The organism is Sinimarinibacterium flocculans, assembly GCF_003201205.1.
Lineage (GTDB): Bacteria > Pseudomonadota > Gammaproteobacteria > Nevskiales > Nevskiaceae > Solimonas > Solimonas flocculans.
In genome coordinates this window covers 1-10818 of the sequence record NZ_QICN01000021.1, presented here as the reverse complement: position 1 = coordinate 10818, position 10818 = coordinate 1, and the positions used below count along the sequence as shown (strand labels likewise).

The 10818-nt window shown below is 60.7% G+C and carries 14 protein-coding genes; 11 read left to right on the top strand and 3 right to left on the bottom strand.

What is annotated here, in order from left to right:
- Nucleotides 1-715 precede the first annotated feature (715 nt).
- On the top strand, nt 716-967 hold the full coding sequence (locus C8D93_RS21455) for a type I restriction-modification system subunit M N-terminal domain-containing protein (RefSeq protein ID WP_211307444.1): 252 nt from the start codon (nt 716-718) through the stop codon (nt 965-967).
- Nucleotides 968-975: 8 nt separating this feature from the next.
- Nucleotides 976-1704, top strand: a complete 729-nt coding sequence (locus C8D93_RS19995; protein WP_170124145.1) for a zonular occludens toxin domain-containing protein — start codon at nt 976-978, stop codon at nt 1702-1704.
- Nucleotides 1705-1749: 45 nt separating this feature from the next.
- On the opposite strand, the gene C8D93_RS20535 is transcribed toward C8D93_RS19995, so the two are convergent.
- Complete coding sequence (locus C8D93_RS20535; RefSeq protein WP_146216685.1) at nt 1750-2535, bottom strand: hypothetical protein; 786 nt, start codon at nt 2533-2535, stop codon at nt 1750-1752.
- An 801-nt stretch (nt 2536-3336) separates the two neighbouring features.
- Between C8D93_RS20535 and C8D93_RS20530 the strand changes: the two genes are divergently transcribed.
- From C8D93_RS20530 to C8D93_RS19960, 8 genes are all read left to right on the top strand, one after another.
- Nucleotides 3337-4404, top strand: a complete 1068-nt coding sequence (locus C8D93_RS20530; protein WP_146216684.1) for a rolling circle replication-associated protein — start codon at nt 3337-3339, stop codon at nt 4402-4404.
- Nucleotides 4398-4535 (top strand): hypothetical protein, encoded by a 138-nt coding sequence (locus C8D93_RS20840; protein ID WP_170124146.1) that lies wholly within the window; start codon nt 4398-4400, stop codon nt 4533-4535. The genes C8D93_RS20530 and C8D93_RS20840 overlap by 7 nt, the downstream gene beginning before the upstream one ends.
- Complete coding sequence (locus C8D93_RS19985) at nt 4528-4854, top strand: hypothetical protein (protein WP_110267028.1); 327 nt, start codon at nt 4528-4530, stop codon at nt 4852-4854. Before C8D93_RS20840 ends, C8D93_RS19985 begins: the two co-directional genes overlap by 8 nt.
- A gap of 32 nt (nt 4855-4886) precedes the next feature.
- Entirely contained in the window at nt 4887-5162 is a 276-nt protein-coding gene (locus C8D93_RS19980) for a hypothetical protein (RefSeq protein ID WP_110267026.1), read from the top strand.
- A 72-nt stretch (nt 5163-5234) separates the two neighbouring features.
- Nucleotides 5235-5474, top strand: coding sequence for a major capsid protein (locus C8D93_RS19975; RefSeq protein ID WP_110267024.1), 240 nt, complete (start codon nt 5235-5237; stop codon nt 5472-5474).
- A gap of 142 nt (nt 5475-5616) precedes the next feature.
- The gene (locus C8D93_RS20525; protein WP_146216683.1) at nt 5617-6996 is read left to right on the top strand and encodes a virulence factor TspB C-terminal domain-related protein; all 1380 of its coding nucleotides are present in this window, start codon (nt 5617-5619) and stop codon (nt 6994-6996) included.
- Between the two features lie 3 nt (nt 6997-6999).
- Nucleotides 7000-7323 carry a DUF2523 domain-containing protein gene (locus tag C8D93_RS19965; RefSeq protein ID WP_110267020.1) on the top strand — a complete coding sequence of 108 codons (324 nt, stop codon included), beginning with the start codon at nt 7000-7002 and terminating at the stop codon, nt 7321-7323.
- Nucleotides 7323-8462: a zonular occludens toxin domain-containing protein gene (locus C8D93_RS19960; protein WP_245904033.1), complete on the top strand. Its 1140-nt coding sequence runs from the start codon at nt 7323-7325 to the stop codon at nt 8460-8462. Before C8D93_RS19965 ends, C8D93_RS19960 begins: the two co-directional genes overlap by 1 nt.
- On the opposite strand, the gene C8D93_RS20520 is transcribed toward C8D93_RS19960, so the two are convergent.
- Entirely contained in the window at nt 8459-8887 is a 429-nt protein-coding gene (locus C8D93_RS20520; protein WP_146216682.1) for a hypothetical protein, read from the bottom strand. The genes C8D93_RS19960 and C8D93_RS20520 overlap by 4 nt on opposite strands.
- A gap of 178 nt (nt 8888-9065) precedes the next feature.
- Here C8D93_RS20520 and dksA point away from each other — a divergent pair, with 178 nt between their 5' ends.
- Nucleotides 9066-9908 carry an RNA polymerase-binding protein DksA gene (gene dksA / locus C8D93_RS21200; protein ID WP_245904030.1) on the top strand — a complete coding sequence of 281 codons (843 nt, stop codon included), beginning with the start codon at nt 9066-9068 and terminating at the stop codon, nt 9906-9908.
- 496 nt (nt 9909-10404) lie between these two features.
- On the opposite strand, the gene C8D93_RS19945 is transcribed toward dksA, so the two are convergent.
- Entirely contained in the window at nt 10405-10743 is a 339-nt protein-coding gene (locus tag C8D93_RS19945; RefSeq protein ID WP_211307443.1) for a type I restriction enzyme endonuclease domain-containing protein, read from the bottom strand.
- Nucleotides 10744-10818: the final 75 nt, after the last annotated feature.

Sequence of the window (10818 nt, the reverse complement as noted above, 5' to 3'; positions counted from 1 at the left end):
GATCTGCTCTTCGCTGTACCGCTTCTTCACGTCCGACCTCCTAGTCTTGGGTCGGACTCTAAATCACCGTGCTACTCAATGACGGGGTAACGTCGTAAGATAGCCAGATACTTAAAGAAACCTCGTAACCTCCTAGACACCTAATCGTGTCTAGTCGGTTACTCGGATATACCTATGCCGGCCCCCTCGGAAAACAACCTTGATCGGTTGTTCTCCTCGGTCGGCGGCTCGTATCTCACCTGCCGCTCCGGCTCGTGGGGCCTGCGCTCCTCGGTGCGATACTCGCCACCTTGGCCTATAGGCAGATGGGTTGAGTCGCGGTTCCCGGTCCTTGGGCTGCCGGCGGGAACCGAGCGCCTGATGACGGCCGCGGTCGTTCACCGTGCGGTTGGGGCTGCCGGGTGTGATGCGAATCCCAGAAAGCGCTGTATAAGGCCGCTGGCGGCGTTTTGGTCCAAGGGGGCTACCTCGCCCTATCCGATGCCTCTAAAGCGGCACTGGGGGTCTCGTTGGGGCCTCTATGGCGATATCTGGTGCCGACGAGAGGCGCGGGGATGCGGAGATAGCCAGGCCGGCCGGGGCAACGGCACGCTGAGCCCGCGTGTCTAGTGCCTCGCACCGCTCCTGGTGACGCCAGCCCCCAGATCACCAATACTCACCGCCCGATCTAGACCCCACCCGCCGTGGGGCCGTCAACAGGAAACGATGGGGAGTCATGGCAGCAGACCTTGCCGCAGCGGAAACCCGACTGTGGGCCGCCGCGAACCAGCTATGGGCCAACACCGGCCTGCGGCCGACGGACTTCTCCGAGCCCGTGCTGGGCCTGATCTTCCTGCGTTACGCCGACAAGCGCTTCGACGAGGCACACGCGGCATTGCTCGACGGCTGGACCTGTCTGAAAACCGGACATTCCCGCCAAGCGAGGAAAGCCCGAGCGGTGAGAACGTCCCGGCGTTCGTCGGTCTGATCTTCGATATGCATCGCCACGGTAATTGGGACTGCGTATTCACGACGCCGAACATCAAGAAAGTCCGACCGGAGATCCGGGCGGCCAGCGAGTGTGCCTATAAGCACAAAAACCTCGCGATCATCGGACTGCGCGGTAGCTTCGTGCAGTCCATGCACTTGGCAGAAGACAATGGAAACCCGAGCGACATCTACAGCCAGCATAGAAAGCGGATCCCGAAGTGGGTCTGGCAGTGCTACAGCAGCACTGCGACCGGAGCGTTTCGCGATACCGGCGCCGGTTCTGCGATTTGGAAGAACCCTAAACTTCTATTCATGCTGGGCGTGGTGGCTGTGTGTCTCGGCGTCGTCATCAGCATGGGCCGGCCTCGGCTCCTTGGCGGCGAAGGCCGTCAAGCTGGCGAAGCCTCTGGCGATCTGGATCGGGAGGCGGCTCCTGCGAGTTCTCCTGTTCCTGTTGCTACTCCGGGGTTGCGCGATGGCCGTGTCATCGCTGTAGCGGCCGAGCAGCCTTCAAAGCAGTGGCGTCTCGTCGCGGTGATCACGCACGTTGAGCCTGAGCTGTCGCGCGTCTACGTGGCTTCCGGCCGGCGCGTCGTGGGGATGGACATTGCGGGATGCCGCCATGGATCTTACGGTTGGGGTTGCCGCGTTGACGACGGGATCGCGACGCAGTTCAGTGGTCCTGAACCTGTGGTCGACGGTCCCGCGTCGATGCCCGTTATCGCGCTGGCCTGATCGAAAGTGGCAACCGTAGTCTGGGCGGCGTGCCGGCGCGCGGTTTTATTTCTGAACTGGCCTTGAGTAGCCGTGCCGGCAGCGGTGATAGACGACGTTCTCTTGGCCGTGGTTCTCAGCCAGGCATTCCTGGTGTGACTTGCCGTCGATCCATTCGCGCGGGCCTGTGTCTCGTGGGGCGATGGTCGTCGGCGTCGGGCCTTCGACGCCGGTGGCTGAATCCGAGAGGTCGGCCATTGCTCGGAGTAGTTTTCCCGGTCCGGCTTTTAAGGCTTCGATTGCCGCGTCGGTGAGTTGCTTGGCGTCGTCGTCCTTTGCGGCTGCGGCGGTGGTTAGCAGCATGGCCGTGGCGGCGTAGGCTGCCAGAAGCAAAGTCCGCATGATGTCTCCCTTAGAAAACGCTGGTAGGCCGTGTGGCATCGTCGCGCAAATGCGCGCAGGGTGTCCGCTGTTGCTCTTACCGTTCGTCGACTGCGTGAAGGTGCATAATGTATAGTCCTTTGATTGTGTTAAGGTATTTTCCGGCTTGGCATGACTAGGCTGCGGTGCCAATAGCCCGGTCATCAATATCGCCGCTGCAACGGTGGTGATTTTTCCTTTCCAGTAGGTCGGTTCTTTCTTTGCGGCCCAATGGGCCTCTATTTGTCCGATTGTCTTAATCGGATCGGCTCCAATTAAGTCTGCAAGCTTTGCAATTTGGGTTGCCGTGATGCGGCCTTTTCCCGTTCGCAAACGGGATATCGAAGATTGCGGAATTTCTAAAAAGCCTGCTGTTTTGTTGTCGCTGCCCGTTTTTTTCTTAGCTGCGTCTAAAAGGTTGTATATGTCCATGGTTTAAGCCCCCTGGTGCGCGAGCAGTCTGCTCCTTACATCGGATTGCGCATATAGCGGATTCGCTATAGGGTCCGCCGCTATAGCGAAACCGCTATAGGGGCTAGGGGCTATGGCAATCGTTCAAAGCGAGGGTAGGGACGGGTATGTGCTCCGTCTCGACAACGGATTCCGGTTCGCTCAGTCGGGCATTGACTACGAAGGTGGGCTGTTCGCTATCTGGGTCCAGTACAACGGTCCAGGTGGTGAGCGTCGTCAATACGCGGCGTTCTGCCGGTGCCGCAAGCACGCTCAAGCCTGCGCTCGCGCTCTGTGCGAGATGCATCTCCCCTCGGCTCGTCTCTCTGAGTGGCCCGGCCAGCGCCGGCCCGTCCTTCGGCTGGTCCGTTCGAGGGCTTCGGCGTGAAGGTCTCGCTCGCGTTCTCTCGGTCGTCTCAGGGTGTCATCTGCATTCGTAGCGAGCGGTCGGAAGGTCGCCTGACTCGGATCTACGTCGGTGAGTTGTGTTCCGACGATCTGGCTGCTGTCGAGTCGGTGAATTCGCTTGTCCGGGGTGTGGGGCGAAGCCCCGCGGAAAACCTGCTCAGTTCGCCTTTGCATATCGATCTGCCTCGGGGTGTTCCCCTGGCTGATGTGGTTGCTCCTTCTTCTCCCCGCACAACCGCTTTTGCTGTTTCTGCTCGGGTCATCGATCGATGATCTGCCTGATTGTCGATACTGGTCTGTTGGTTCTCACGCCGCTGGGCGGGTTGGCTCCCTTGGCGTTCGGGCTGTGGTTCGCCTCATTCGGTGGACTGCTCGATGTCTGACGGCTCCATCATCAACGGCAAGCCCCTGCCGGCCCATTGGGCGCGTCCTCACGGCCTTTCTGAGCCTCGAAGTTACCCTGACCCCTCTGAACCGCTGTCGGCCCGTAGAGCGCGCCAGAAGGCGGCCAAATTGGCGGCCTGCTACAGCTATGAGGATGCGGCCCCGGCGCCGGAGGCGCCTGGACTTGTCTCTTCTGAAACAAGTCACACAAAGCCCGACCCGGTGCGCGACGCGCTGCGGCGAGTGGCTGCTCTGGCCGAAGATCCGGACGCAATCGAGGTCACCCATCAGCAGGCGCGGCTAAACCGCCTGCGAAAGTCCGTCTTGCTGGCCGCGAACGCGCATCGTGATGCTGCCAAGCATTCCGGCTGGTCCGCTGCCTTCTTCACCCTGACGACTCGGCCCGGCGTGAAAGTCCGTCCGGGCGATGTCTCTAAGTGCGTAAACAGCCTGCAGATGTGGGCGCGTCGCAAGCTCAAAGTGCGGCGCCTGCCTGTTGTGTGGGTTGCTGAAATGCAGCCTCAGCGCTGGAACAACGGCGACAAAGACGCTGTGCATTACCACCTGCTGGTCTGGCTGCCGCCGTCGCTCAAGCGTCGCGCCAATGCGCTCGAAAAGCGCGGCCTTAAAGGGTCCGGCGTTCTCCCAAAGCTCGACGCCAAACGCTGGTGGAAGTGGGGTAAAACAAATCGCGATTGGGTGCGTCGTGATCCTGCTGCGTATATCGCCAAGTACGTCAGCAAAGGCGGCGACTACCAATTCCCAAAGGGACTTCGCCTTCATGGATCGGGCGGGTTTGAGCCGCCAGTCCGCGCTCATCTGCGCTTCTGCCGTCAGCCGCTCTGGCTGCGTGAGCAGCTGCAGCACGGCGAAATCTGCGATCGCGCACAAGGCGGCGGCTTCATTTCTCGACTGACCGGGGCGTTCTATCCCTCGCCTTGGCGCTGCGTGTACTGGGATGGCTTCAAAGCGAGATTTCTCAAGGTGACGGAATGCAACGTGAACAGGATTCGGCAGACGTTGTTAGGGCCTCAAGCACTGGAACTGGCTTCGTGCTGATCGAGGTGGAAACACCGTTTTACGGGTGTCAAGCGGAAGTCTCCGTCTTGGCGGCGCGCGCTCTTTATCAGCAGTTGGGGGCCGCGATTCAAAGCGAAAAACTGCAATCAGGAGTGTTGAGCGATGAATGACAAAGTGAAGGATGCGCTCGGCGGGATCGTGATCGAAATCCCCTCGGGCGATGCAATCAACAAAGCGGAAAAGGTCAATCCGGAAACCGGTGAAATCGTCCGCAAGGCGCACCGCGTGCAGCTCTGCTACGTGCATCTGCCTGACCACAAGTATCCGAAGGAAATGCTTCGGCTGGTGGCCAAGGGCGAAAGCCCCTTGCCGGCGGGCGACTATACCCTCGACGTGTCCAAGCTCTTTGCGAACTTCTCGTGGGGTCGGATCGAGTTTTCCCTCCGCGACCTTGTGCCGCTGGCGCAAGGCGTCCGCAAGGTGGCCTGATCGTGCGCGGCCTGCGTTGGCTTCTCCTTGGGATGCTGATCGTCCTCGCGTCGCCGACGTGGGCCGCGCAAGTGTGGGTGTACGCGTGCGAGGGCACGCGCTCTGAACGGACCGGCGGACTCGGCGCGTATGAGTTCGGCGGCTGTGCGCCTGACTCTGCCGGTTCGTGGGTTCTTCTCGATGTGCCGGAGTCCCCGTCGATCGACCTGACGCTAAACGACCTGGGCGTGCTGTTCGGCTCGTCGCTGCTGGTCTGGGTTGTCGCTTGGGGTTTCCGGGTGCTTGAGGACTACATGCGGTCTCGATAGCTGTTCCCGCTGATCGCTACTCCCCTAAGCGTTCGGCGGTTCGTATCCGTAGGGGCATTCGAGGGTTGTGAAATGAAGTTCATCAATGCAGCGCGCCGCTATGGCGCAAAGGTGCCGGTCGTTACCGGTCTCGTGCTCGCGTCGCCGATGGCGCTTGCCCAGACCGGCCCGACGATCGACGTTTCGAGCGTGACCGGCTTCATCGACGGTCAGCTGATTCCGGGTCTCGGCACGATCGGAACGGCGTTCCTGCTGGTGGCGGTGCTGTTCGCTGCCTACCGGTGGATTCGCGGCGCCGCTGGCGGCAACTAAGGCGCGGTTCGTCAACGGGCCGCGTAGCGATGCTGCGCGGCCCTTTTTCATTGGGGTCGGCTATGGATACGCAAAGCTTTCTGATCATCTATGCGACGGTGACGTTCTTCATCGCCTGCGGAATTCTGTTTGGGGGTCGGCGATGATCCGGCTGCGGTGGGTTGTCGCGTTGTTGGCAGTCTCTGTCGAGGTATTCGCGCAAGCGTGCCCGCCTGGGGAAGCGCTGGAATACCGGGTGTCGACTGTGAATAACAACCTTGCTGGCGTTTGCATCGTGGGTGAGGTTCTGTCTGAGGTGGAGATACTCGATAAGTGCGGCGTCGACGTGGGTGAGACTATTCCTGGCCCGTATACGGGTAAACAGCCGCCCTATCTGTCTCCCGCTGGTAGCGCTCCGGGGCAAAACATTAATGTTAGGTCTCGGGTGTGCATCGACACGACGGGGTCGTGTGGTAGTCCGTTGGATTTGGTTTTTGCGACTGCGGTTACTGAATGCACCGAGGGTCCGCCTCCGGGCGACTGTGATGATCCGCAGACCGTTCGAGCGACGTTTGACTCTTTTGAGGAAGTTGGCGGCGCTGGCTTCTGCTTCAACGGCTGCATTTCCACGTTCGGCGCGCCCTACATTCAAATCCCCTGCGTGCCGGGTCCGTGCTCTCCGTCGAGCGTCACCGGGACGGTGACTCAAACCAATATCGAGTGCTCTGCTGGCGACCCTCCGCATGTCGAGCCTGATCCGGAAGTCTTGCCGGACGGCACGTCTGGCGCATGTCACCTGTCGACGGGGATGTGCGTCTCGGAAGTGCAAAGCAATTGCGGCTACGTGAATGACGAATATCAGTGCCTTGAGGAGCAGCTGATTCACGACTGCATCAGCACCGAATCCGGTGGGTTGTTCTGTGGCGCCGACGCGCTGGATCAGCCTGACAACGGAACGCCGGGGCAGCCTGGTGACCCGGACGGAATCTTTGGCCTCGATGGCTTCGGCTTCCAGTTCGAGCAAGTCAATTACTACAGTTCGAGCACCGTAGAGTCGTCATCAAACCATGGCGACGGTCTGGGTCCGGGTGAGGGCGAAGGGGAGTGTGATCCTCTCAATGAAGACTGCACGACCGAAGGTACGGCGACGGCTTCCGGTCACTGCAAGAATCCGCCTAGCTGCTCCGACGTGGGTTCCGTGTTCTGCGCAATCCTCAGACAGCAATGGTCTGATACCTGCCGCTCGCTCGATGTCTCAAAAGCTGATGGCGATGCACTGCGTGGCCTTGCCGGCATCAGCGAGTCCGATCAAGACATGCTCGACGGCATGCGCCAGTCGGTCGACGTCGAGGCCGCGTTCGGTGTCGAGATTCCTGGCATGTCGGCCGTTGCCTGTCCGGCGCCGATGTCGATCATGGTGATGGGTGAAACGATCGATATCGAGTTTGACGTGTACTGCGAGTTCTTCCGGTACCTGGGCGTCTTCGTGGTGATCTCGTCGACGCTGCTGGCCTTCCGTATTGCGTTCACAAATCAGGGGTGACCTATGCCGCTGCTCGCTTCGCTGTTTGCGTTTCTAACAAAGTACCTGCTGATCTCCGCTGTCTTAAAGGTGCTGACCTTCTTGGGTTTCGCCTTCATCAGCTATCAGGGTGCGACGACGGTCATTGACTACGCCGAAGCGGAGTTGATGGCGGTGTATGGATCGCTGCCTTCGGTGGTGGTCACGATGCTGCAAATCTTGCATTTCGATTACGCGGTGTCGATCCTCTTCGCTGCGTTGACGTTCAAGGTGACCTACGGTCTCGCGACTCGCTTCGGTCCTCGCTTCGCTGCGGGGACGCCGGGCGTCACGAACGGGGGTGAGTGATGCTCTCTCTTTGGACGGGTAAGCCTGGGCACGGCAAGACGCTGAACCTGCTGTACGAGTTGGAGCAGGAGCGCAAGCGCGAGATAAAGGAAAAAGGGCAGGCGCGGCCGATCTACTACGCCAACATTAAGAGCCTCACGCTCGAAGGCTGGCAGCCGTTTGAAGACCCGACGAAGTGGGATCAGCTGCCGGCCGGCGCGAAGCTGGTAGTGGATGAGGCTCAGACCTTCTTCCCGGTTCGCCAAAAGGGTGATGCACCGGAGTTCGTTACGAAGCTCTCGACGCATCGCCATTTGGGCGTTGATATCTACTTCATCACGCAAGATCCGATGTTGGTCGACGTGTGGTTGCGTCGCCTCGTCGGTCGGCATGTGCATGTCGTGCGGCCGTTCGGGCTCGGTCGCTCGAACCTGTTCGAGTGGCAGCAGGTGACCGACATTAATGATCCCGGCGCTCGAAAGCAGGCTCTGTTTCGCACGCGCGCCTTTCCGAAACAGTTCTTCTCGGTGTATCACTCGGCGGACATGCATACCCAGGTCGTGCGGCCGCCTTGGACGAAGATTGCGCTTATGGCTGGTGCGGCCGTTGCGCTGGTTGCTGTCGTGCTGTTCGGCATTCGGCTTATTGGTGGCTTCACGGACGCTGCCTCTCAGTCTGAGCAATCTGCGCATGTGGCTGCCGTTGCTGCTGCGCAGGCGACTCAGGCGGCGTCTCAGGTGTCGCAAGCGGTCGAGGATCTCCGTCGAGTGTTTGAAGAGCGGGTGCCGGGCCTGCCGTGGTCAGCGCCGTTCTATGAGGGGATGGTTGAGCCGCGCGTGATGCCGTACGTCTCGGGCTGCTCGGTGATTCATCGCGACGGCCGGATTCCCTGGTGCAGCTGCAACGATCAGCAGGGCAATCGAATCCGCATGGATCAGCGCACCTGCATGAAGATCTACGAAGATGGGTCTTTCGACTGGTCGGGTCAGCGCGCCGCCGATGATGCGCGCCAGATCTCAGCGCTGGAATCGCGTAAGTCCGGTGGTGGGTCGTCCGCGGTGGGTTCGACCGATCGCCAAGGCGGCGATGCAAGGGTCCAGGGCGCCTATGGCGCCGGACCCGCCGCGTCGTCCGCCATGCCCCTTTTACCGGGGTCTTAGTTCGGGACTCTCTGCGTGACGGTGTAGCCTCGCCTGCAACGGGCGAAGTGTTCGTTGATTTCGCCTCCGGTCTCCGCCTTGCACTGTTCTACGGTCTTGGCGGGGATGCGGACATTTTCCAGTTTGTGGCTCGGTTTGGGTTTCTCGACGTTGACGGTCTGTCGAAGGCGCTGGATGTCTTGCTCGATGTCTGCCTGCAGTGCCTTCGCTGCCTGATCGAGTTCGCGCGCAAGCTGGTTCGCCTGGTGCTGTTCGCGGGCCTCGATTCCGACATAGATGATCGTGGCGGCGATGACGATCGATGCTGCTGCGACGGTGATGACTAGCGCGGGATCGTTCCACCATGGGCCGCCGCGTGAGCCGTTCGTCGGCTGACGTGGCTTGTAAGGGCGGAGTTCAGGAGATTGCATGATTTCAGGATCCATTCGGTCAGCTTCTGCATAGTTTGCCGCTTGATCCGTCTCATGTGGGTCATTGCGCATAATGTATATTATGTTAAGTGACTGACGCACTAGAGATTCATTGACCGGTCCTGCATGGGGGTGTATAACGCCGGCCTTTGCGCTGAGGCGCATACCGCTTCGTCGCGTAAGTGGTGGCCCGATGACAACGAAGAAGGCAGCGAAATCCAAGACAGCTTTATCCGGCAAGGCAACGTCGGCCAAGCCCAAAGCTGGCGGCCTGCTCGGCCGGCTCAAGGGTGCGCTGCAAAAAAAGCCTGCGGCGAAGTCGTCGGCGACCGCCGCTGCCACCAAATCGACGAAGAAGCCTGCGGGCAAGAAACCTGCTGCCAAGACGAAACCCTCGGCAGGTCCTGCGGTCAAGAAGTCCCCGACTGCGAAAGCCAAGGCCGTTCAGAAGTCCGCGCCCAAGACGCCTGCTCGTCCGGCTGGCGGCAAACCGTCCGGCGCCGTTGCGTCGAAGCCCACAACGTCGAAAAGCGTCAGCAAGCCATCCGCAGTCGCCACGACCCCCGTTGCCCGATCACACGTGACAAAAAGCTCAACGAAGAAAGCGCGCACCGCATCGTTCGATTTCAACCTCACGGAAGACGACCTCAAGCGGATGCACGACGATGACTATATGAATGACGCGCAGCTGGAGTTCTTCCGGCGGCGTCTGCTGCAGATGCGCCAGGAGGTGCTGCAGCGCGAGATGGACGTGAAGGAACGTCTGCACGAACGCGAGGTCTTCGCCGACCCTGCCGACCGCGCAACCGCGGAGGAAGAGCACTGGCTCGACCTGCGTCTGCGCGAGCGCGAGTCGCTGCTGCTGCGCAAGATCGACGACGCCCTGCGCCGCATCGAGGCCAAGGAATACGGCTATTGCGAAAAGACCGGCGATCCGATCGGCATCCCTCGCCTGCTTGCCCGCCCCACCGCCACCGTCTGCGTGGATGTGAAAGGCCAGGACGAGCGCGTCGAGGCGCAGTACCGGGATCGCTGACGGCCCTTGCGCCGGCACGACGAAAAACGCCCCGCTTCAAGCGGGGCGTTTTCTTGTCCATGACGTGCTGCTGCGGCCTGTGGTGCCCGCGGCCGGACTCGAACCGGCATGATCGTCAGATCGAGGAATTTTAAGTCCCTACTATCACGATATCTAACAGAACCTTAGCTTCACCTTAGAGGCCATAGTATACGGGTGGCATACATGGCGCAACGGCGTCTGCCACCAGCCGGATGGAGAGTAGCCTAAGTGGCGGTGATCTCCGATTCCGCGGACGCCCGGTGCTCTCGGATCGACCCACTGCGACGTGGCATGGCAAAGAGGAGTTTCACCTGCCAGAGCGACCAGCCGGTCATCCGCCTCACCCTCCCCACCGGGGGATGTGGGGGGGGGGGTGGGGTGGGGGTTGCTTCATCCATGATCGCCCCGCAACTTCGCCCGCAAAAATTTCTGGATTTCGACACCCCCGCCCTCATCGCCGAGGACCGGAGCGCCCCTAACCTACCGCCGATGGCTGGTATACGCTCTGCCCTGCTCCGAAGTAGTGGTCGTAGACGTGGGCATATGCCCTCGCCTGCTTCTCTTCGCGCACGTCGCGTGTGAACGGCGGCGGTAGCATGCGAAGACTGAGCTTGATGGTTTGAATCACGCCCGCCCGGGCCTGCTGCTTCTCGCGCCAGTCCAGAATGAGCTTCTCGCGCTTGAGTGTGTCGAGCAATTCACGGCAAACCTTCTTGGCCTCGGCCTCCTCAGCCTTGGTCAGCTTCGGCTCGGGCTTTGTGAGGATATCGAAGAGCGCCAGCTCTTCCTCGGTCTGGAGTTGACCCGCTCTCACGGACAGGTGGTCGCTTGATTCTCAAGCGATGGATTCAGTCTCCGCTGTGCGGAGCTTGGCGGCTGTCGATGGTGG

Coding starts and splice junctions, on each gene's coding strand:
- C8D93_RS21455 (WP_211307444.1), top strand. CDS start 716: ATGGCAGCAGACCTTGCCGCAGCGGAAACCCGACTGTGGGCCGCCGCG.
- C8D93_RS19995 (WP_170124145.1), top strand. CDS start 976: ATGCATCGCCACGGTAATTGGGACTGCGTATTCACGACGCCGAACATC.
- C8D93_RS20535 (WP_146216685.1), bottom strand. CDS start 2,535: ATGGACATATACAACCTTTTAGACGCAGCTAAGAAAAAAACGGGCAGC.
- C8D93_RS20530 (WP_146216684.1), top strand. CDS start 3,337: ATGTCTGACGGCTCCATCATCAACGGCAAGCCCCTGCCGGCCCATTGG.
- C8D93_RS19985 (WP_110267028.1), top strand. CDS start 4,528: ATGAATGACAAAGTGAAGGATGCGCTCGGCGGGATCGTGATCGAAATC.
- C8D93_RS19980 (WP_110267026.1), top strand. CDS start 4,887: ATGCTGATCGTCCTCGCGTCGCCGACGTGGGCCGCGCAAGTGTGGGTG.
- C8D93_RS19975 (WP_110267024.1), top strand. CDS start 5,235: ATGAAGTTCATCAATGCAGCGCGCCGCTATGGCGCAAAGGTGCCGGTC.
- C8D93_RS20525 (WP_146216683.1), top strand. CDS start 5,617: ATGATCCGGCTGCGGTGGGTTGTCGCGTTGTTGGCAGTCTCTGTCGAG.
- C8D93_RS19965 (WP_110267020.1), top strand. CDS start 7,000: ATGCCGCTGCTCGCTTCGCTGTTTGCGTTTCTAACAAAGTACCTGCTG.
- C8D93_RS19960 (WP_245904033.1), top strand. CDS start 7,323: ATGCTCTCTCTTTGGACGGGTAAGCCTGGGCACGGCAAGACGCTGAAC.
- C8D93_RS20520 (WP_146216682.1), bottom strand. CDS start 8,887: ATGGATCCTGAAATCATGCAATCTCCTGAACTCCGCCCTTACAAGCCA.
- dksA (WP_245904030.1), top strand. CDS start 9,066: ATGACAACGAAGAAGGCAGCGAAATCCAAGACAGCTTTATCCGGCAAG.